This window comes from Bacillus sp. PK6-025 (assembly GCF_056530265.1).
Genome location: NZ_CP096509.1, coordinates 3,459,611 through 3,480,074, shown reverse-complemented (window position 1 = coordinate 3,480,074; position 20,464 = coordinate 3,459,611). Strand labels below are relative to the sequence as shown.

Below are 20,464 nucleotides of genomic sequence, written 5' to 3'. Positions count from 1 at the left end.
ATGGATGGCTAAGAAAATGCCGGATATCGGCGAATATAAATACGGTTTTGCCGACAAAGACGTTTCCATTTTCCGTTCAGAGCGGGGATTGACAAAAGAAATCGTTGAAGAAATTTCACGCATGAAAGAAGAGCCGGAGTGGATGCTCGACTTTCGCCTGAAATCTCTTGAACACTTCTACAATATGCCAATGCCGCAATGGGGCGGAGATTTAAACTCATTGAACTTTGATGAAATCACGTACTATGTAAAGCCTTCTGAGCGTTCAGAAAGATCATGGGATGAAGTTCCTGAGGAAATCAAACAAACATTTGACAAGCTTGGAATCCCTGAAGCTGAGCAAAAATATTTGGCCGGTGTATCTGCGCAGTATGAGTCAGAAGTCGTTTACCATAACATGAAAGAAGATCTTGAGTCTCAAGGGATCGTCTTTAAAGACACAGACAGCGCCCTCAAAGAAAATGAAGACATTTTCCGCGAGCATTGGGCAAAAGTCATTCCGCCGACTGACAACAAGTTTGCGGCCTTGAACTCTGCGGTATGGTCCGGCGGATCATTCATCTACGTGCCAAAAGGCGTAAAAGTTGATACTCCGCTGCAAGCATACTTTCGCATCAACTCAGAAAATATGGGACAGTTCGAACGGACGCTGATCATCGTCGACGAAGGCGCTCACGTTCACTATGTAGAGGGATGTACAGCACCTGTTTATACAACAAACTCCCTTCACAGCGCGGTTGTTGAGATCATCGTTAAAAAAGGCGGCTACTGCCGTTATACAACGATTCAAAACTGGGCGAACAACGTCTTCAACCTTGTGACAAAGCGTGCGGTCTGTGAAGAAAACGCGACAATGGAATGGATCGACGGAAACATCGGCTCCAAGCTGACAATGAAATATCCTGCCGTTATCCTGAAAGGCGAAGGCGCGCGTGGCATGACGCTTTCTATCGCTCTCGCAGGAAAAGGACAGCATCAGGATGCCGGTGCGAAAATGATTCACCTTGCACCAAATACGTCATCCACAATCGTTTCAAAATCGATCTCAAAACAAGGCGGAAAAGTCACATACCGCGGAATCGTCCACTTCGGACGCAAAGCCGAAGGCGCCCGCTCAAACATCGAATGCGACACGCTGATCATGGACAACAAATCAACTTCTGATACAATCCCATACAATGAAATTTTGAACGACAACATTTCATTGGAGCACGAAGCGAAAGTATCAAAAGTATCTGAAGAGCAGCTCTTCTACTTGATGAGCCGCGGCATTTCTGAAGAAGAAGCAACAGAAATGATCGTCATGGGCTTCATCGAGCCGTTCACAAAAGAACTGCCGATGGAATACGCGGTTGAGATGAACCGTTTGATCAAGTTTGAGATGGAAGGGTCTATTGGTTAATCATTGAAAAGAAAGGGTGTGATCAGACTTCGATTTGATTGCACCCCAAATGTACCGCAGATATAATCTATTGCCTAGCAATTTTCTAAAAGGCGTAGAAGTGTATCTGCGGTTTTTTCTTGAATAGATTAAATGATAATCATACGGTCAGAGGACTTTAGCTTTTTATTTCATAAAAGAGGTTTGAATTTTCCTTCCTAACGATTAGTTATGCCAAATTACATATCAACAGGAAAATATAATCCTTCATCTGTTCTGCCTTCCTTCCTATACTTCAAAAAATTCACCCGAACACGGAAAACGAATCATATTGATTAGGTCAAAGAACCTCTAACTTTTAAAGATTTCTTAGAATGCTGTTGTGAAAAATTATTCTTTTATGTAAAATGATGACTATGAAGAAAAAGGAAACCTTTTGTTTTCAGAAAAGTTATAATATTGCTAGAAAGGAAGAGGATATGTGAGCGTGATACCATATGATTTGGTTGCGACGAAAATGAATTTTTGGTATACAGCCTTAAAAAACAATTGGACAGGCAAGGCTGAGGATACTAAGAAAGAAGTTGAACGAGAATTAGAACAAATGGAACAAAATCAGGATGTGATTGTCTATTACAACTTACTGCTCTTCCGGCATAATCTTCAACTTGATTATATGTATTCTAAACCCGGTGTAAATTTAAATAGTCGTTTTGATGAGTTCAAAAAGATTCGCGGTCAGAATAATCTGGAAGGGATGTTGGATTATTATTATCATTTTTTCGCTGGGATGTATCATTTCAGACAAAAAGAATTAATCCTTGCGTTGAATTTTTATAGGGAAGCCGAGAAAAAACTTGATTCTTTTGATTGTGATGAACTGGAAAGGGCTGAATTCTATTTCAAAGCTTCTGAAGTTTATTACCATATGAAGCAAACGTTCTTTTCAATGAATTACGCAAGTCGTGCGTATAACATATACAAAAAGTATAAAACCTACGGTGAGCGTCGAGTGCAAAGTCAATTTATTATTGCTGGCAACTGGTTAGATCATATGTATCCTGAAAAAGCTCTACATAATTTAAATAAAGCGCTTAAAGAGTCAAAGACACAAGGAATTCTTCATCTTATGGGTTCATCACATTTAAATATTGGCATATGCTACAATAAATTGGAAGATGTCGATAAAGCAACCTACCATTTTCAAAGAGCTCTGAACCTTTATAAAGAGGAGAAGCATAGTTTTTTGCCAAAAACATTATTCAACCTCGCCCATGTCAGGGCAAAGCAAGGAAAGTTGTCAATAACTGATGACCTATACTATGAAGGCAAAGAGTTGGCTGAAAAGAACAAGAATTTAGATATGCTTGCAAAGTTTGATTTAATAAAAGGGCTTTATCTTTCATTTGATCTGGATATGGTTCGCGAATCGTTCAAGTTTTTCGAAAGTAAAGGCAAGTATGCAGACATGGAGGAATACGGTCTTATAGCAGCAGAACTATTAGAGAAAAAAGAAAAAATTCGAGATGCAGTGGAATTCTACCGGATAACAGTTAATGCGAGAAGACAAATTCAAAGGAGTGCTTTTCTACATGTAAACTAAATCGTTCTAGGGGTAGTTAAAGCAGCAGGATTTCTTACTATAAAAAAATTCCCGCAGCATTATTAAAACCTCAAATTTTGAATACTTGAGTATTATTTTAAGTTCTTTGATTAATACATTAAATCACCTCCTTTCACCCACTTATACAGTATTTGTCCATTAAAAGAAGAACAGGATCTTCTTGTAAAATATCTTTATTAGATCATATTGTCATGTATAATGAAGGGTATAGCATGTGACATTCATACTATATAAGAAAGGATATGACCAGTGAAAATGTTGAAAAAGGCTGTGTTGACAGCCGCTGTTTTCTTGCTGGCCGCATTTGCCGGGAGTACAGAAGCCTTTGCTATGCCTTCCAAAGGCGCGGTGAAATTCAGGACGGATGCCAATACATATACGAAATCAGCCACTTCGATCGTTGTCACTGGAAAAAGTCCTGTTACGGGAACGATGATCGCTGTCCGGCTGATCAATAAAAAAGGAACTGTCCTGATCTATCGAGATGTTCATTTAACACGCGGAAAATCTCATTTTCGGGTGAGCTTCCCGACGAAAAAGCTGAAACCGGGCAAGTATGACGTCTGGGTGGATGCTGTTAAAGGAAAGAAATGGCATGGGGAATTGAAGCGCTACATTGTCATCAAACATTGAGCTCCATTATGATGAACGGAGGGCTGTGTAATGACTGCCGTGGGTTTTTGTGTATTATTATGTTCTGCATTTATCCATGCATCATGGAACTACCTTTCAAAAAAAGCCGATGGAGGCGTTCCATTTATCTGGCTGTTCACAGCGATTGCAGCCGTTGTCTACACGCCGTTGGCCATAGGTGTTGTCATATATGAAAAGCCTGAGATCGGCATCTGGCAGCTTGCCATTATCATGGCGAGCATCCTTGCACACTTGGGCTTTTTTCTTGTTCTTCAAAAAGGGTACAAAAAGGGCGACCTTTCCCTCGTCTACCCTATTGCGAGAGGAACTGGCCCGCTGCTCACCTGCGTGCTGGCGGTCGCCTTTTTTGGCGAGTCATTGACGCTGCCCGCAATAACAGGGATTCTTTTGATTGTGATCAGCATTCTTTTTTTCACAGGGGGAGTCAAGCGGTTAAAAGAATCAGGCTCGCTCACACCGGTTCTTTACGGGCTGGCGGTCGGCGGTATTATTGCCGCATATACCCTCCTTGATAAAGCAGCGGTCAGCCGGTTTCTCATTCCGCCGTTGCTGCTTGATTATTGCAATACGCTCGGCCGTCTGATCATATTGACTCCTTTTGCCGCGAAAAGCTGGAGCGAAGTCCGCTTTGAGTGGAAGCATCACCGGATGGAAGCTGTCGGGGTGGGGGTTTTTAACTCTTTGGCTTATATTTTGGCGCTGAGTGTCATGGTATTTGCTCCGGTCAGCTATGTGGCACCGGTTCGGGAAATCAGCATTTTAATCGGAACGGTGATGGGGGCGGTTCTTTTGTCTGAAGGTTTCGGACGGCTTAGAATTGTCGCGGCTGTCTTTATGGTGCTTGGCGTGATATCGGTAGCTGTTGGTTAGGTTGTGTTCTATCGATGTGATCCGTTATATTTGTAATTAAACAGAAATGAAAAAGGTGTTAATCATGAAATCTTTTATTGTAGTCGGAGCGGGCGTCCTCGGCGCTTCTGCCGCTTATCATCTTGCAAAAAAGGGCGCGGAAGTGACCTTGATTGACCGCGGAGAGCGGGGAAGGGCTACAGATGCCGCGGCGGGAATCGTCTGCCCCTGGCTTTCGCAGCGCAGAAACCAGGCATGGTACAAGCTTGCAAAAGGCGGAGCGGCGTACTACGCCGATTTAATCAAGCAGCTTGAAACTGACGGAGAATCGGAGACGGGGTATAAACGGACAGGCGCTATCAGCTTGCATACAGACGAGCGAAAGCTGGAGAAAATGGAAGAACGGGCGCATCTCAGGCGCAAGGATGCGCCTGAAATCGGCGAGATCACCCGTTTATCCCATGAGGAAACGAAGCGTTTATTTCCGCCTTTGGCAGAGGGGTACGGCTCGGTTCATATCAGCGGCGCCGCGCGCGTAAACGGAAAATTGCTCCGCCGCTCACTTGTGAATGCCGCACAGAAATACGGAGCTTCAGTTGTTGCCGGAAACGCTTCATTGCTCTATGAAGGAAACCGGGTAACAGGGATCTCCACAGCGGACAAAAAAATATACGCTGAGCAGGTGCTGGTCACAGCGGGCGCTTGGGCGGACGAGCTTTTGAAGCCGCTCGGCGTGCGTTTTTCAGTCAGCCACCAAAAAGCGCAGATTGTTCATCTTCGTCTTCCGGAGGCGGATACCGGCAGCTGGCCTGTTGTGATGCCTCCGAATGACCAATACATATTGGCATTTGAAGACGGCCGGATCGTTGCCGGCGCTACTCACGAAAATGAAGCGGAGCTTGATGATCTTCGGGTAACGGCTGGCGGCCTTCACGAAATTTTCTCAAAGGCGCTTGCTGTTGCGCCGGGTTTGGAATTGAGTGAGCTGCTTGAGACGCGTGTAGGATTCAGGCCGTTTACACCAGGCTTTCTCCCCGTGATCGGCTCATTGCCGAACATTTGCGGGCTGCTTGTTGCCAACGGCCTTGGCGCTTCAGGGCTCACGTCAGGTCCTTACCTTGGGGCGGAATTGGCAAGGCTCGCCTTGGGAGAGGAGCCTGAGCTTGATATCGCTTTATATGATCCGGCCGGCGCGCTTGAAAGTTGAATCATGTTGCAAAAAAAGTTCACTCGAAGCTAGAGTGAACTTTTTTCTTGTTTACAGTTTTAAAATAGAAAATTTTTCAATATAAATCCATGGAGGAAAATTTTGAGAAAACCATCTGACTTTCTTCGTAGTGCATGCCGGTTTTTTTGAACGGCAGGTGTTCGGTTGAATCGGCCGCCTCTGATTCCCGAACAAATTTGGAAAGTAAAAGGAGGGTCGCCATGATCCAGTTTGACTTTGAGTATTACAGGCCCCAATCTGCGCAGGAAGCGGTAAAGCTCTTTCAAAGCTTGGAGCGCAAGGGCAAAAAGCCGGCTTATTTTTCCGGCGGAACAGAACATTTGATACCAGGACGGCTGAGTGTGATTCATCCAAATGCCGTTATCGATATTAAAGACATACCTGAGTGCAGAACTCTGCAATTTGAACGGCGCCACCTCGCTTTAGGCTCAGCATTAACATTGACAGAGATCACGGAAAACGGCGGCTTTCCATTGTTGAGCAAAGCGGTAAGGGAAGTGGCCGACCATACGGCGCGCAATAAGATTACGCTTGGCGGTAATATTTGCGGGCAGATCTTTTACCGCGAAGCAGTGCTGCCTTTTTTATTAACCGACAGCAAAGTGGTGACGATCGGAGACAAGGGGGAAAAGCGCTATTTGATTCACGACGTATTCGATCAGCAGCTGAAGCTGAACAAGGGAGAAATCCTTATTTTCCTTTTGATTGAAGAACGCTATCTTCATCAGCCTTTTGCAAGCATAAAAGTGAGGCAGCAATGGGATACGGGATATCCTTTGGCGACGATTTCAGCTCTTGAAATAGACGGACGCGTCCGCTGTGCATTTAGCGGTGTCTGCCCTTTTCCGTTTCGTTCATCAGAAGTGGAATCTGCGTTGAATGACGAATCGCTCCCTGTAGATCAAAGGGTGGAAAAGGCGATCAGCCGCTTTCCCGGCCCTGTTTTGGACGATGCGCAGGGTTCCGCTGAGTATCGCAAATTTGTCATCAAACATACGCTGTTTGACATTCTCGACATGCTGAAAAAGGAGACGTTTTGACAAGCGCTTGAATCCAATATTTGCAGGCGCGCGGGATACCATGAATTTGAACTGGCCCTAAAATCGGTGTGCTGAACAAAAAAAGAGAGGTTTAAAAAAAGAGCGCCGGGCAGGCGCTTTTTTTGTTCAATTCAGAACCCCTGAGCCCCAAATATCCTCCGCCCATTCAGGGTGATCAATGAATGGATTGCGGTTATGCTGGTATTGCTGATAGATGATGTCGTTCCGCTTTCTTTCAAGGGCATCGACAGGATCTTCATGGTGCCATTTCAATAAAACCGACATTTTTCCATGGTACGGTTTAGATCCGTTGTTCGTTGTGTCGTTCATTTCAAGATCCGGCTGGCCGTCGTCCCCTTCATAGCGGACCGCCATATAGAAAATCATTCTGGCGACATCGCCTTTAATGCTTTTGTCAGGTTCCCAGGAATCGCCGTCATAGCGGTTTCCGGGAGAACCGGGATAGGGGCTGCCGCCTTCGTCGAAATCAAGGTTTCCGCGGGCGGCGTTTACTTGCACATCGCTGGGCCTGAGATGATGCAAATCTGTTCCGGGTCCTTTGCTTGTTCCGAAATCACCGTGCGATTTTGCCCATACGTGCTCGCGGTTCCAATCGCCAGTTTGCCCCCCGTTCGCCTGTTTAGAGCGCGACTCTCTGGAATATAAGAGAATCACGTTATTTCGATTGGCCGGATCTTCGTCCGTTGCTTTCAGCGCTTCCCATACCTCGCTGTAAGAAAGCTCTCTATGATCGTCGATTGTGTCGTGAAGCGCTTGTTTTAAAGCTTCGCCTGTTTTGCCTTGCGCCTGTTCATAGTAATCCGCCGGAGCCGAGGACTGATGGGGCTGGACGTGTAAGGAAAACAACTGGAAGGCTTCTGCGTTTTGAGTGGGCGCGCACATCGCTGACAGCATCAAAATAAACGGTATGAGACACTTTCGGTTCATCTTTCGATTCCCTCCTTTTCATTTCTTCCATTATCCAATCTTTTCATGAAAAGGAAATATCATTTTGGTTACGGTTTTCTTACGGTCTTGTAAATGAAGCTTTCCACCTCTCGAGGGCTTCCAGGCCGGCTTTTTCTTTCAGCTGTTTTTCCGCCGTTCGGACGCCTTCTTCAATGGCCGCGCAGTGTCCGAACAAATAATAGCGCAATGCGGTATTCATGATGACTTGTTTTCTTTCGTATTCGGTATCGGCCGATTCATCTCCGGCGAGAACGGCCGTTATTTTTTCCGCCTGTTCCTCAGCAGACAGCGGTTTGTTGAGCTTTGCTTCATCTGCGTAAAGCCCGAATTTTTCCGGCTTTAATATAAAGGAATCGATCACGCCGTTTTTTATCGTAAACACAAAGCTGCCTCTGTGGACCGGTACGTCTTCCGAGCCTTCCGCCCCCTGGACAATGAACACTTCTTTGTACGTCAAGTGCTGAAAAACGGGATGCATTTTCTGAATGGCCGTCCGGTGAAACGCGCCCATCATGAGCTTGTCGGCATCAGAGAAGTTGACCAGTTTTTCAGCTGTATTCAGCACGGTGCGGATGCCGATCTCTTCGCGAATTTTCCTCATCCGAACAAACGGTTTGCAAAATGTTTCGGCGGCTGCGAATCCGATTGAGGCCTCTTCCAGTGAGTGTGCCGTTTGCGCAGGATCAGTCTCAGAGGGGATTCCGAGTTTGTCTAGGACATTTTTTACACTCGTTCCATATTTGGGCGGCAATGCATCACTGCCGTGGAGAAACACGGGGACTCCGTTTCCTGCGAGAAGGAGCGAGGCGGGAATGGTTGCTAAAAAAGAATGTCTTCCTGTGTAAGGTCCCGCAAAATCGATGACCGCATCTTTTACAGCTTTGGAAAGGTTCAATGTTTTCGAGCTGTTCCGCAATGCTTCGGTAAACGCGAGCAATTCCTCAGGGGACTCTGTTTTCATCCGCTCCGCTATTAAGAATGCGGCGGTCTGGACGGGGCTGGCATTTCCCGTAACGATCGCTTCTGCAGCCTGTTTGGCCTCTTCATAAGTTAAATCGCGGGCGCCCCTTTTTCCTCTTGCGACTTCTTTAATCCACTGTTGCAATGTGAACTCTCTCCTTTACATGCTGATTTTTCTTATGACTTTACATGAAAATGCAGAAAAGGAACAGTCGAGATTGTCGGCTTAATACTTGATAGAAAATATGACGATTTTCTGGATTGGCCGTGTAGATTTAGGTATTTTAACTGAAAACATGCTGAAATTTAGAGGATTTTTCAATGCGATTAATGCTGTAATCATTTAATATGTTAAAAAAGTTAACATGGAAAAGGGGATGATCGAAAATGGGAATGCCGGCTTACAAAACAGAAGACGTGAACAAGAAAGAAAAAAGCAAAAAGGAATTTCCGCATATTTATGTCATTCTGGCTGTCATGATTGGTCTAATGGCGCTTATGACATATGTGATTCCGGCGGGCGAATATGAACGGGTGGAAAGTCCGGACGGCAGGGAAATGATTGATCCGGCGTCCTACAAACGGATCGAACAGACGCCGGTTGATATCTTGGGGTTGCTTACGGCTGTTCCGAAAGGGATGACAGAAGCGGCCCCGATTATCGTGTTTACATTTGTGATTGGCGGCGCTTTTGCCGTTCTGCGGAAAGCGTCTGTCATTGAGCTCGGTGTCCGTCTGCTGGCGGGTCAGTTCAGGAACAAACCGGTTTTCGTTACACCTGTCTTAATATTCGTTTTTTCCGGCATTTCCTGTTTTATCGGGACGCCTGAGCTTTCCATCGTTTACGTCCCTGTCATTCTTCCGCTGCTGCTGTCTTTCGGATATGACCGGATGACAGCAGCAGCAATTGCGTTGTGCGGGACGATCGCCGGCTTTACGAGCGCTTTGACAAACCCTTTTACCGTAGGAACCTCACAAATGATTTCCGGTCTCCCGCTTTATTCAGGGATGGGGTACAGGGCGGTCATCTTTGTTGTCATTACGGCGATTGCCGCTGTATATGTGCTCAAATATGCGGAAAAGGTCAGGGCGCATCCTGAAAAAAGCCTGACGGGGAAAGAAGCAGTAGAAGCGGTGCCTGCTTTTAAAGCAGGCAGACGGGTGAAATGGGCCGGTATCGCGGCGCTTGGGTTGTTTGCCGGCTTGATTGGCTGTGTCATTTATTTCAGGTGGGATATGCTGACAATGGCGGGCTATTTCCTGGCGCTCGGCATCATTCCTGCTTACATTGCCGGCATGAGCTCGAGAGACATTGCCGAGTCCTTTAATGAGGGCTTTAAAGAAGTGCTCGTCGGGGCGATGATTTGCGGCATTGCAAGAGCTGCTGCGGTCGTTATGGCCGACGGGCAGATCATGGATACGATTGTTTACGGCTTGTCTCATGCGGTCTCACAGCTTCCTTCTTATTTAACGGTTACGGCGATGCTTTTCACACAGATGCTGTTTAACTTTTTTGTTCCAAGCGGAAGCGGACAGGCTTTAATAATGATGCCGATTATGGCGCCTTTGGCTGATATTGTCGGAATTACGCGGCAGACGGCAATTCTGGCTTTCCAATTCGGCGACGGTTTTTCAAACATCGTCTTTCCGACATCGGGTTACTTTATGGCGACGCTTGCGATCAGCCGGATTGCCTGGAACAAGTGGCTGCGATTCATCCTTCCGCTGTTTTGCCTCTGGATGGGAGCGGCCGTGCTTTTCCTGCTGTTTGCTAACGCTGTCGGCTGGTCGTAAATGGATAAAAAGGCGGGGGAATCCTCCGCTTTTTTATTTTCCCATCATTCCTTCAGAAGAAAAAATATGCAAAAATATGAAAAAACTAGACTTTGAACCTATCTGTGGATATACTAATTTAGTAATTGATCGAATTTAAGATTGTCCGGTATTATCGGGCTTTAAGGAAGGTATCCGCGGATGAAAAAAATGGCCAGATTGTATATTCTCATGCTGAACGTGTTCATCGTTATGCTTGGTATAGGCTTGATTATTCCACTCATGCCTACGTTTATAGAAGAATTCGGCGCGTCAGGCAGCACGCTCGGGTTGCTGATTGCGGCTTCGGGTATTACCCAGCTGCTGTTTTCGCCCGTTGCCGGGGAAATGACCGATAAATACGGAAGACGGAAAATGATCATTTTAGGCATCGGTGCGTTTGCGGTTTCCCAGTTGCTTTTCGCCTTGGCGAGCCAGATGTGGCTGCTGTTTGTTTCCCGCCTTCTCGGCGGAGCGGGAGCGGCGTTTTTGGTGCCGGCCATGTTTGCCTACATCGCCGACATCACATCGGAAAAGGATCGAAGCAAAGGGATGGGGCTGATCAGCGCCGCGATGTCTCTCGGCTTTGTCATCGGTCCGGGAGCCGGCGGATATTTGGCTGCGTACGGGCTCACTTTTCCGTTTTACGTGTCAGCCGGATTAGCCGGCTTGGCGACGGTTTTATCGCTTTTTGTCCTCCCGGAAACGCTCAGTCAAGAAAAGATGCTTGAAAAGCGCCGCTCCGCTCAAAAGCGCGAACCGCTTCCTAAGCAAATGGCGCGCGCGCTGCGATCGCCGTATGCTTTTCTGTTTGTCCTCGTGTTCATCCTGAACTTCGGGATCATGAATTTTGAGGCGGTATTCAGCCTTTATGTCGATCATAAGCACGGCTTTACACCGGGAGACATTGCCTTTGTCATTACAGCGGCAAGCTTGATCGGCGTGTTCGTCCAGGCGGTGGCCCTCGGGATGCTGACGAACCGCTTCGGCGAAAAAAAGCTGATGAACATGACGCTGATCGGTTCAGCCGCAGCGCTTGCCGTCTGCTCGATTGCCGGTTCGTACTGGCTCGTTTTCGGTGCAACAATTGTTTTCTTCATGCTGACGTCCATCCTTCGTCCGGCAATTAATACGCTGATTTCAAAAATGGCCGGTGATGAACAGGGCTTTGCCGCAGGCATGAACAATGCGTTTATGAGCCTTGCCAACATTGTCGGACCGACGGTGGCCGGTCTGTTATTCGATGTGAACGTGGAAATTCCATATATTTTTGGTGCGGTCGTTCTCGTGCTCAGCTTTTTGGCGGCAGTCAGCTGGGGGCGGAAGCAGCAGACGCGCGCAATTCCCGAAAAAGTATAAGGGAGCCGGCACATATGCCGGCTTTTTTCTATGATGAATGTCTAATCATCAGCAATGCCGGTATGGCTTAACTTTCCCCGGTTGCTGCTGTTGGAGTTTCTCACAATCCAAGCAGCATTTGAATTCTGAGCGCCAGTCTCAAGCGCAGGGTTGTGTCCGCATCTTTCAGGCTTTTCCCGAGCAATTCTTCGCATTTTTCAAGCCTGTAGATGACTGTGTTTCTGTGGACATACAGGCGCTTGGCCGTTTCAGAAATCTGACAGTGCGTTTCCAGATAGACGGACAATGTTTGCAGGAGCCCCTGGTCATCCTTCGGCAGGCTGGCAAGCTGATGCAGCGCATGCGTGTAAAATGTCTTCAAATCATCAGCCGGAATCATGCGCAAAAGCTCAGAGACGTCTTTCATATGGTACGTCTGGATGAACTCGGTGCTGCCGGACAAATGGCCGGAGTGGAGCGCGTCGACGGCTTCTTTGCAAATGTGCGGAACGTCGCTCAGCTGATGGCTGAGGTTACTGATTCCGAAAGAGATTGTCCGCTGAAAGTGCTCCGCTGTATGACGCTGAAACGTCTTTAAAAATCCGCTGACGTCTGCATTCAGTTCAGCCCAGCTGTCCGTCGCTTCGGCCAGCAGGAAGCAGACATTTCCCTTTGTGAAAAGGTGCGGAGGGAACGGAAAGTCAACCAGCTCTTCTTCCAGGCGTTCGAACACGGAATCTGATTCAAGCTGATTTTCCGTGAAGCTGAGCGATTTTTCGCGGCGGTCCAATTTGCCCGCAATGCACACATATTTTTGATCCCACTTGAGCTGAAATTCTTTGGCCCGGTTTTTAATTTCTTCAGCAGAGGAAAAGGCGCCGTCCAAAAAATTGCTGAAAAACTCGTTCCGTGCTCTTCGCAAATATTGTTTGAGCGCATTTTCCTTCAGCAGCTCAAAGGCGATGACATTGGCGGCTTGTTCGAGGGTTAACAGCAAGCCTTTGTCTGAAGGGGAAATCATCCCGCAGACAACGAGGAAGCCGCATTTTTTTTCATGAGTATAGATCGGAAATACCGAATAGGTTTGTTTGTCGGGAAGCGTTGAAAAACAGGTGAGCCCCGTCCTGTTTCCTTTTTGAAATATTCCTTCATAATGCGACAGCGTCCCGGCGGCATCCGCTTTTGAGGAGGCGATCGGCTTGAGATGCTGATTGAAAAGAAGAACGGGAAGCTTCAAAACAGCAGAGACGTTATGCAAGAGCGATTGAATGCTTTTTCCGCTCATAATATGGGTTGTGAACTTTTTTTGGGCGGTGATGGCCTGTTCGAGTTCTGCCGTCCGTTTGTCCAAAATATGGCTCAGTGTATGATTGACAATATCACCGAGGCGGACATCTTTATTTAGCTCGATGATCGGAAATGACCGCTCGTCGGCAAGCTTGATCACCTCGTCGGGTATTTTCTGCAAAAAGCGCGTTTTGATGCCGAGTCCGGCGCAGCCCCGCCTGATCATCCTTTCAATCAATTCCTTCAATAAAAAAGGCCGGTCCTTTAAATGGTATGCGGTCGTGACGAGGAGCTCGCCGTGATGCAGATAATCGGCAATATCTGGCGCATCCATCATATTGATGTGTTCGATGTTCCGTGTCCCTCCAGTTTTTCCGGCGGCAAGCGTTGCGCCTTTAAACACGGGGAGTTTCATCATGTCATAGATATTCATTGATCTGTACAGACCTCCTTTGTCATTTTAGTCATTATCAACAAAAAATGAGCGGATTTGTGACATTTATGCCGATGTTTATTTTTCATGTTACCAGTAAACTTGTATTTATATAGAGAGTTGTAAAGAAATATAACAAGAAAAAAGAAAGGAAGTTTCTTCACATGACAATTGGCGAAATGAATATTCCGAAACGGACAATTATGACTCCCGGTCCTGTCGAGGTTCATCCGAGAGTGCTGAGGGCGCTTTCCTCACCTGTACTGGGACAATTCGATCCTGCATTTACAGACATGATGAATGACGTCATGGCGCTGCTCCGGCAGATTTTCCGAACGACAAATAAATGGGCATTTCCGATAGACGGGACATCGCGGGCCGGGCTTGAAGCCGTCCTTGCCAGTCTCATCAAACCGGGGGACCGGGTGCTCATTCCCATTTTCGGACGGTTCGGCTATCTGCTGGCCGAAATTTGCGAACGGTACCGGGCGGATGTTTATACAATGGAATGCCCGTGGGGAGACGTTTTTGAACCGAAAGAGATCATCTCCGAAATCAAACGGACGAAACCGGAGATCGTCGCGGTTGTGCACGGCGAGACGTCAACGGGATGCATTCAGCCGCTTGAAGAAATCGGCCGGGCCTGCCGGGAGCTTGATGTGCTTTGTGTAGTCGATGCGGTGGCTACGATCGGCGGCACGGATGTCAATACGGATGAATGGTGCCTTGACGCGGTCGTCGGAGGTACGCAAAAGTGTTTATCCGTTCCTTCCGGGATGGCGCCGATCACATTTAACAGCCGGGTTGAAAAGCGCATCAATGAAAGGAAAAAGGTAGAACGTGGCATTGCCACAAGAGAAGATATCGAGCTTGAAACAGGACGCTTGCCGATTTCCAGCAATTATTTTGACCTCGGCATGCTGATGGATTATTGGAGCGCGAGGCGCCTCAATCATCATACAGAAGCGACTTCGATGCTGTACGGTTTGCGTGAAGGAGCGCGGGTCGTTCTTGAGGAGGGGCTCCGCGAGCGGTTCTCAAGACACCGGCTGCATGAAGCAGCGCTAATCAAGGGCATCAAAGCGATGGGTCTCGAATTGTTTACGGAAGGCCGGAAAAAGCTGCCGACCGTCACTTGTGTGAAAGTGCCTGATCGGGTTGACGCGGACCTTGTCAGGAAGATGATGCTTGACGACTTCGGCGTCGAAATCGCCAGCTCTTTCGGACCGCTGGCCGGAAAGATATGGAGAATCGGGACAATGGGGTACAGCTGCCGAAAAGAAAATGTTCTTTTTACATTGGCTGCTCTCGAAGCGGTTCTTATTCGCACAGGTGCTTCAGTATCGCCGGGAAATGCGCTTCAGGCGGCTCTGGATTTCTATCATGAGTAGGCTAATCTCATGAAAACGTTTGACTTGCTTTTGAAAGGCGCTTCCGTCGTGTGCTCAGACGTAAGGAAAACCGATATCGGCGTCAAAGACGGGATGATTGCTGTGCTGGGCGTGCATGATGTGGTGCGGCCGAAAATTTTTTCAGGCCGAAGATCAATACATATTTGCGGGAACCGTCGATTTTCAGTGAGCAGGGCCGGACGAAATGAACGGCGCTCGCCCCTGCCAGACGGTTTGGCCTCGGAAATCGTAAAGGGCAGATCAAGATCGGCTGTGACGCCGATTTTGCGATCGTCAGCCTGAATGAAACGTATACCGTTACAAATACAGCATGTTTGCACAGCATAAAGAAAGCCTGTACGAAGAACATGTTTTCCCATGCCGCATAACGGCGGCATTTAATAGAGGAAGGCTCGTGTTTGACGGCTCCGACACGAACGGGGCAGCAGGCGGAACGAAAGAGTAGCAAAAGCAGTTCACTGACGCACAAAAAAGACAGTCTGTGATTAGGCTGTTTTTTTGTATTTTCAATAAACAATTGATGTCTGACACTCTTGACAAAAATAGTAATAATATAATGTCTAGGTATCCTGACTTAATAAAGCGTTATCACCTCCTGCGAAAGTCGTCTGCTTCGATGTTCAGCTTTCCTAGACGCAAGGAGTAAGGTCATGGCGAAAAGATTGGTGAACTTTTTTTAAATTTCTTTTTATGTTTTATAAAGACATAAATTTTTAAACATTATTTTTGATATGAAGAAAGTTTTTCCAGGAATTTTATGTTATATTAGTGTTGTAAATAGAATAAAGGAGATGATAAAAGATGAAAGCGAAATTGTGGTCAATGGTAGTCGTATTTTGTATCAGTCTTTTAGGATTCAGCGTAGGTATCAAGGCAGAAGCAGCAAAAAAAATGACAATGCCTTCAACTGAAACAAAAATTCTTTCACAAGATGAGCTAGAGACTAAAAAAGAAGAAATTGCAAAGCAGATCAAATATTTTGACGAAAACGGGGATGAAATTCACCCATATACTTTAGAAGAATTAAAAAATATGATTAAACTCACACCAGATCAACCTCAAGATTCCACTTCCTCAGAAACTGAAGATCATCCATTTAAATTGGCTTATAAGACATATACTCCGAAGACTGGATTTCACTTTGATTATAACCTCTACCTTGGACAAGGGAAATATGGCTACGCTTTTAAAGATCCAAAAACAATCTTAATAACACCCAAAGGCACAGCTAAACCGTTTAATATTATTGTGAAATATGATAAAAATGGAGCTCCCGGAAACCAAGCACAAAAAGTCACTTTGCCAGGTGGATGGAGAGGTGAAATGCACATGAATTTCTCCGTAAAGAAAGGGAAAAAGTATCGAATTCATTTTGTAAACCCAAGCAACGGAAAGACAACAGTTTATATAAAGAAAACAACTTTATGGTACGATTGATTCTTTTATAGAAACTTGTTTTTTGAGATGATGAATTAAACACTAGCGTTGATCTTAATGCTGTGTAAGAGAAAACACTTTACTAAGGAGGGAATTATGAATAAGAAACTAATCGGAGTATTGCTCCTAGCACCTTTTTTATTTTTGTTTAATACGGCCTCACACGCAGTTGATTCAGAACAAAAAACAATTGAAGATGTACTTAATAGCGCATATGATAAGTTCGGTTTTGTTAGTTATATCACTGGAAGCGAAGAAGATCCATTTATATCAATCGGGCTAGATGATACAAGAAGCGAAGAAAAGCTTCGAGAATACTTAGATCAAAATTTAACTGCAGAAATAAAAGAAAAATACAAAATTGAAATCATCAAAAGAAATGTTGAGGAATTAAAAAAAGAAGTCCTTGAAGATCTAAAACAAGAGAGCTAATCAATAAAGCAGGCTGAGAGGCCTGTTTTTCTTTTTCTGTATTGATTTCTTGAAGTTGAAATCCGCCTTGTTATTTACATATTTTCCAATATTGTCGAATTTGGTTGATATGAAATAAATGGTATTGTATAATCAAAACAACCTATTATTAGGAAATAATGGAGGTGATAATTGGAGGTGATTTTGAAAAAACAACATACTATTTTCATGTTTTTATTGTGGGTGCATGATTTGTATAAGGTGAGTTTTTCTTCTTGAATAGACAAAAGATTACGATTTTTGTTAAATATTCATTTTTTACGAGACAGTATATTACATACTTTCTTGTAAAATCAAAAAGGAGAGGTTTTACATTGAAAAAGAGAGTTCTGGCTTCAGTAGTTTTAGGATTGTCTTTACTTGGCTCGTCTGTTGTTTTCGCTAGTTCAGATGATGATGCAACTCACGGGGAAATAAACCTAGATGAAACAAGGGATTTGTATAATATCACGAAATTGACAAGATCAAAAGCTGGTGGGGGAACTTGGTATCATGGTATCGAAAAAGGTTGGGTTAAATCTAATTACAACCACACTAAAAAAACTCACAAATCAAGCGCTGCGGCGGGACAAAGATTTTTTTCAGCAAAATGGAAATCCAAGAATGAGGGGTACACTTATGCGTCCGTCGCAGAAGTGTTGTGGGGGAATAAATGTTTTTGGGATACGAAGTAAAGAATATTTTTAAAGTGAGTATATAAAATCTTCTTTCCGGTGTCTACATAATCCCAAAGAGTTGGCACCGGATCTCTTATTTAGGAGGTTCAAATGAAGAAAACAATCTATATATTGTTTATTCTCTTTTTTATTTCAATGAATCTATCAAGCTATCACTATACGCTTAATAAACAAGTTCTTTATACGTTATTTTCTAATAAACAAGCATTAGTGGTGAATTACGACAAATCGCCCTTTAAGAGTGAGGATTTTATAAAGAGATTGGTTGAATTCTCAAAAAAAGAGAAAGTGAATGTTTCACAATACAACTTTTTAGATGAGAAAACTTTAAATATTTATACTTCAAATATTAAAGAAGAACCTTCAATACATATTCGAGACAAAAAGGAACATTCACGATACATATCAAATTTCAAAAAATCAGATGAAAAAAATTCGATTGGTGCTATCCACTTTCCCCTATCAACATGGAACATCAAGTATTTTGATATTGATCAAATAAGTAATGTAGGTATTGGAAATAGATTTTATATTTCGTCTCTGGAAGAGGAAGTGATAAAAAAGGCTATCAAAGAATTTTCGGATTTTGGTGATGTAAGCATTGAAGACTCTAGTGTGAATGACTTTCTTTTGTTTAATTCTACTTTACTTTTGTTAATAGTCCTTTCCATGTTGATTTTATTTATTGGCGTCCTATATTTCGTGATTAAGAATCGTAAACAATTGCTCTTACAAAAACTATGGGGTTATTCCAAAATCAAATCGCTGTTAACTCTTCCAAGTCTTTTTCTTAAACCGTTTACTATTATCATACTCTCTGGTGCCCTTCTACTTGTGACTTTTGCTCTTGGTTTTGATTTGAATGATTGGTTAATGATTTACATTAAGGTTTATATTCGAAATACTCTAATTGCTGCACTTACATTGGCAGGGTTCTCCGTGTTAATTACATCGGTTTTGTATAACAATAGCGATACAAGCGGCATCCTTAAAGGGAGTACCCCATTTAAAAAATTCCAGTGGTTGTCGTTGGGGTTGAAGCTAGTCGTCACAATATTTCTATTCAATATAATTTCTTCATCCCTTTCTAATTTATTCGATTTAAAACAACAACTAGAGAACAAATTCTATTGGAATAAGACTCAGACCGTTTATAAACTCAGCTTTGCTAATACAGGTATAAATTATAGTGATTTAAAGTTAGACAGAGAAAAGAACGATAAAGTCAGAAAGCTTTATCACGAACTGGAGCAGCACAAAAATGCGTTTATTATGGATGCTGAAAACTACGCCCTAATGGGGAGAGAAGGAAAGAGCCCGGTTTATTTTTATACTCTGAATGCAACACAAGAAAATGAAATTTTTTCTCCTTCAGGAAGAAGTATAACGATTAGTCCTAATTACTTGAAGATTAATCCCATTACCGGGGCAAATGAGAAACTGATCACTAAGAAAGATTTAACTTACGATCCAAACACATTAAATATCCTCGTTCCAAAAAAATATGCTGAATACCAAAAAAAAATCATCGAGGCCTATAAGAAACAGTTTTTCTTTCAAAAAGTAGAAGTAGACAATCTATACAACGAAGAAATGAATCGGCCTTTAAATGCTCTTAAAATAGACCAATTAAAAATCAATATCATTTACACGGAGAATAAACAAAAATACTTCTCCTTTAATAGTGAGTTTGGCGATATTAAAAATCAAAACAACATTGTTGATCCGATTGCAATTGTTTTCACTGATAATGTCGACTCATCTTTTATAGGTGCATACGCAACCTCATGTTTATTTTTTTCTGATTCCTCAAAAACTGCGGCTTATGATCATATTACGCCTTATTTGAAAAAAACAGACACGAAGAACTTGATTGACTCTGCGATATCCGTCTATCAAGAGTTAAGTGATCAAATTGCAAGGCTTCAAAATCAGTTTATACAGTACCTCATCGGATTAGTTATAGCACTTATTTTGTCTGTAGCTTTCCTTGTTTCTTATATCTGGTCTTACTACAGCACAAATGCTTATCGTCTTTACCTTAAAGAAATATTTGGATATTCATATTGGGAAAGGAATAAGCAATTAATCATTTTATCAATTGCATCTAATGCCCTTATTGGAATTGGGTTCAGCATCTATTACAAAGTCTTTGAACTGCTTTACTTTATCTTATTGTTCGCTGGAATCGAATTGATTGTTCTTTATTTCTTAAGTGTTTATTTAAATAGGAAGAACATGAATAAGATAATAAAAGGAGATAGAATATGATTCAGCTTGAAAACATATCTAAACGTTTCGATGAAAAAACAGTTCTTTCTAATTTTTCGATTCAAATAAAGGAAAACGAATTTGTTTCTATTGTTGGAAAGAGCGGTTCAGGAAAAACCACTGTTTTAAATATTATGAGCCTATTAGATTCACCAGATAAGGGGGATGTTACAATTCTAGGATATACGAACCCGAAGGCGAAAGAGGTGATGCAGTTAAGGAGAGAACATCTAGGATATATCTTTCAAAACTATGTTCTGATGGACAATGAAACTGTATTGACAAACTTATTGCTTTCCACTGCTTATGCAAAAAACTTTCATAAAGGTCAGTTACCGGGAGTATTGGAAATGGTGGGTTTAGATAAAAGCTTTTTGAAGAAAAAGATTTACCAGTTAAGCGGCGGAGAGCAACAACGAGTTGCAATAGCAAGAATTTTATTGAAACCTTGTGATATTATTTTGGCCGATGAACCAACTGGAAACTTAGACGAGTATAATAAGAACATTGTTCTGTCCCTATTTCATCGCTTAAAAGACATGGGGAAAACAATTATATGCGTAACGCATGATCAAAAAATCGCTGATTGCTCTGATAGAGTAATCAATCTGTCGTAAGGAG

The 20,464-nt window shown here is 43.7% G+C and carries 18 protein-coding genes; 15 read left to right on the top strand and 3 right to left on the bottom strand.

The window, feature by feature from the left end; genetic code table 11:
• Positions 1–4 precede the first annotated feature (4 nt).
• The 6 genes from sufB to M1D67_RS17870 all read left to right on the top strand — a co-directional run bounded on the left by sufB (position 5) and on the right by M1D67_RS17870 (position 6,776).
• Positions 5–1,402, top strand: a complete 1,398-nt coding sequence (gene sufB, locus M1D67_RS17895; RefSeq protein WP_020452865.1) for a Fe-S cluster assembly protein SufB — start codon at positions 5–7, stop codon at positions 1,400–1,402.
• Positions 1,403–1,862: 460 nt separating this feature from the next.
• Positions 1,863–2,984, top strand: coding sequence for a response regulator aspartate phosphatase (locus tag M1D67_RS17890; RefSeq protein ID WP_075212650.1), 1,122 nt, complete (start codon positions 1,863–1,865; stop codon positions 2,982–2,984).
• Positions 2,985–3,254: 270 nt separating this feature from the next.
• On the top strand, positions 3,255–3,638 hold the full coding sequence (locus M1D67_RS17885) for a hypothetical protein (protein WP_023856206.1): 384 nt from the start codon (positions 3,255–3,257) through the stop codon (positions 3,636–3,638).
• Between the two features lie 30 nt (positions 3,639–3,668).
• The gene (locus tag M1D67_RS17880) at positions 3,669–4,529 is read left to right on the top strand and encodes a DMT family transporter (protein ID WP_020452862.1); all 861 of its coding nucleotides are present in this window, start codon (positions 3,669–3,671) and stop codon (positions 4,527–4,529) included.
• Between the two features lie 64 nt (positions 4,530–4,593).
• A complete protein-coding gene (locus M1D67_RS17875; protein ID WP_479831419.1) occupies positions 4,594–5,715 on the top strand; it encodes an NAD(P)/FAD-dependent oxidoreductase in 1,122 nt (373 codons plus the stop codon).
• A 221-nt stretch (positions 5,716–5,936) separates the two neighbouring features.
• Positions 5,937–6,776, top strand: coding sequence for an FAD binding domain-containing protein (locus M1D67_RS17870; protein ID WP_023856203.1), 840 nt, complete (start codon positions 5,937–5,939; stop codon positions 6,774–6,776).
• A gap of 126 nt (positions 6,777–6,902) precedes the next feature.
• Here M1D67_RS17870 and M1D67_RS17865 read toward each other — a convergent pair whose 3' ends face one another.
• Positions 6,903–7,724, bottom strand: coding sequence for an endonuclease I family protein (locus M1D67_RS17865; protein WP_020452859.1), 822 nt, complete (start codon positions 7,722–7,724; stop codon positions 6,903–6,905).
• A 79-nt stretch (positions 7,725–7,803) separates the two neighbouring features.
• Positions 7,804–8,850, bottom strand: coding sequence for an anthranilate phosphoribosyltransferase (locus tag M1D67_RS17860; protein WP_479831418.1), 1,047 nt, complete (start codon positions 8,848–8,850; stop codon positions 7,804–7,806).
• Positions 8,851–9,092: 242 nt separating this feature from the next.
• Between M1D67_RS17860 and M1D67_RS17855 the strand changes: the two genes are divergently transcribed.
• Both M1D67_RS17855 and M1D67_RS17850 read left to right on the top strand, forming a co-directional pair.
• Entirely contained in the window at positions 9,093–10,499 is a 1,407-nt protein-coding gene (locus tag M1D67_RS17855) for a YfcC family protein (RefSeq protein ID WP_023856201.1), read from the top strand.
• Between the two features lie 180 nt (positions 10,500–10,679).
• Positions 10,680–11,876, top strand: a complete 1,197-nt coding sequence (locus tag M1D67_RS17850; RefSeq protein ID WP_020452856.1) for an MFS transporter — start codon at positions 10,680–10,682, stop codon at positions 11,874–11,876.
• A gap of 100 nt (positions 11,877–11,976) precedes the next feature.
• On the opposite strand, the gene M1D67_RS17845 is transcribed toward M1D67_RS17850, so the two are convergent.
• Positions 11,977–13,575, bottom strand: a complete 1,599-nt coding sequence (locus M1D67_RS17845) for a PucR family transcriptional regulator (protein ID WP_130569241.1) — start codon at positions 13,573–13,575, stop codon at positions 11,977–11,979.
• A gap of 164 nt (positions 13,576–13,739) precedes the next feature.
• On the opposite strand from M1D67_RS17845, the gene M1D67_RS17840 reads away from it, so the two are divergent.
• The 7 genes from M1D67_RS17840 to M1D67_RS17810 all read left to right on the top strand — a co-directional run bounded on the left by M1D67_RS17840 (position 13,740) and on the right by M1D67_RS17810 (position 20,460).
• Entirely contained in the window at positions 13,740–14,966 is a 1,227-nt protein-coding gene (locus tag M1D67_RS17840; RefSeq protein WP_479831417.1) for a pyridoxal-phosphate-dependent aminotransferase family protein, read from the top strand.
• Positions 14,967–14,975: 9 nt separating this feature from the next.
• Complete coding sequence (locus M1D67_RS17835; RefSeq protein WP_130569240.1) at positions 14,976–15,269, top strand: hypothetical protein; 294 nt, start codon at positions 14,976–14,978, stop codon at positions 15,267–15,269.
• A gap of 519 nt (positions 15,270–15,788) precedes the next feature.
• Complete coding sequence (locus M1D67_RS17830; RefSeq protein WP_130569239.1) at positions 15,789–16,424, top strand: hypothetical protein; 636 nt, start codon at positions 15,789–15,791, stop codon at positions 16,422–16,424.
• Positions 16,425–16,520: 96 nt separating this feature from the next.
• Positions 16,521–16,856, top strand: a complete 336-nt coding sequence (locus M1D67_RS17825) for a YolC/YozM family protein (protein ID WP_130569238.1) — start codon at positions 16,521–16,523, stop codon at positions 16,854–16,856.
• A 353-nt stretch (positions 16,857–17,209) separates the two neighbouring features.
• Entirely contained in the window at positions 17,210–17,569 is a 360-nt protein-coding gene (locus M1D67_RS17820) for a lactococcin 972 family bacteriocin (protein ID WP_165389256.1), read from the top strand.
• Between the two features lie 93 nt (positions 17,570–17,662).
• The gene (locus tag M1D67_RS17815; protein WP_479831416.1) at positions 17,663–19,843 is read left to right on the top strand and encodes a DUF1430 domain-containing protein; all 2,181 of its coding nucleotides are present in this window, start codon (positions 17,663–17,665) and stop codon (positions 19,841–19,843) included.
• Positions 19,840–20,460 carry an ATP-binding cassette domain-containing protein gene (locus M1D67_RS17810; protein ID WP_130569235.1) on the top strand — a complete coding sequence of 207 codons (621 nt, stop codon included), beginning with the start codon at positions 19,840–19,842 and terminating at the stop codon, positions 20,458–20,460. Before M1D67_RS17815 ends, M1D67_RS17810 begins: the two co-directional genes overlap by 4 nt.
• The last annotated feature ends 4 nt before the right edge of the window (positions 20,461–20,464 follow it).

Bases quoted from the DNA above. Each gene is read 5' to 3' on its own strand.
- sufB (WP_020452865.1), top strand. From the start codon at position 5: ATGGCTAAGAAAATGCCGGATATCGGCGAATATAAATACGGTTTTGCC.
- M1D67_RS17880 (WP_020452862.1), top strand. From the start codon at position 3,669: ATGACTGCCGTGGGTTTTTGTGTATTATTATGTTCTGCATTTATCCAT.
- M1D67_RS17875 (WP_479831419.1), top strand. From the start codon at position 4,594: ATGAAATCTTTTATTGTAGTCGGAGCGGGCGTCCTCGGCGCTTCTGCC.
- M1D67_RS17870 (WP_023856203.1), top strand. From the start codon at position 5,937: ATGATCCAGTTTGACTTTGAGTATTACAGGCCCCAATCTGCGCAGGAA.
- M1D67_RS17865 (WP_020452859.1), bottom strand. From the start codon at position 7,724: ATGAACCGAAAGTGTCTCATACCGTTTATTTTGATGCTGTCAGCGATG.
- M1D67_RS17855 (WP_023856201.1), top strand. From the start codon at position 9,093: ATGGGAATGCCGGCTTACAAAACAGAAGACGTGAACAAGAAAGAAAAA.
- M1D67_RS17850 (WP_020452856.1), top strand. From the start codon at position 10,680: ATGAAAAAAATGGCCAGATTGTATATTCTCATGCTGAACGTGTTCATC.
- M1D67_RS17845 (WP_130569241.1), bottom strand. From the start codon at position 13,575: ATGAATATCTATGACATGATGAAACTCCCCGTGTTTAAAGGCGCAACG.
- M1D67_RS17840 (WP_479831417.1), top strand. From the start codon at position 13,740: ATGACAATTGGCGAAATGAATATTCCGAAACGGACAATTATGACTCCC.
- M1D67_RS17835 (WP_130569240.1), top strand. From the start codon at position 14,976: ATGAAAACGTTTGACTTGCTTTTGAAAGGCGCTTCCGTCGTGTGCTCA.
- M1D67_RS17830 (WP_130569239.1), top strand. From the start codon at position 15,789: ATGAAAGCGAAATTGTGGTCAATGGTAGTCGTATTTTGTATCAGTCTT.
- M1D67_RS17825 (WP_130569238.1), top strand. From the start codon at position 16,521: ATGAATAAGAAACTAATCGGAGTATTGCTCCTAGCACCTTTTTTATTT.
- M1D67_RS17815 (WP_479831416.1), top strand. From the start codon at position 17,663: ATGAAGAAAACAATCTATATATTGTTTATTCTCTTTTTTATTTCAATG.
- M1D67_RS17810 (WP_130569235.1), top strand. From the start codon at position 19,840: ATGATTCAGCTTGAAAACATATCTAAACGTTTCGATGAAAAAACAGTT.